The organism is Marinifilum sp. D714 (assembly GCF_030851345.1).
Classification (GTDB): domain Bacteria; phylum Bacteroidota; class Bacteroidia; order Bacteroidales; family Marinifilaceae; genus Marinifilum.
The window spans coordinates 1-344 of sequence record NZ_JALPNU010000092.1 but is presented as its reverse complement, the minus strand read 5'-3'; the positions used below and the strand labels follow the sequence as shown (position 1 = coordinate 344).

At 36.9% G+C, this 344-nt stretch carries 1 protein-coding gene; it reads right to left on the bottom strand.

The annotated features are described in order from the left end of the window. Nucleotides 1-344 (bottom strand): transposase (locus M0051_RS19845; protein ID WP_306743277.1); only part of this gene is annotated, 344 nt, incomplete at both ends.

Genomic DNA, 344 nt, shown 5'->3' with positions numbered 1-344 from the left:
TTTTTTAAGGCCTGACTCAAATCATACGCTTTCTTTAGTTTAGGATATTTCTCAAATAGAATGCTGGCCCTAAATCTTTGAGAATCGCTCCATTTATAAGGGGATTTGAACAAGAGAAAACGACTGCGAACTAACAACTGTCTTAAAGTATCTCCATTGGCAAGTAATGTACTCTGATAAGCTACTCCATTGGTTTTGGCATGTTTTATCGCCTTATTTTCTTTGTCAATGGCTTTCCATCTGTAATCAATTCTTAATTCCTGAACCGCATCATTGGCCAGTTTTTGGACATGAAATCGATCAATAACCACAACAGCCTTTGGAAAACACCTACGTACAACTTT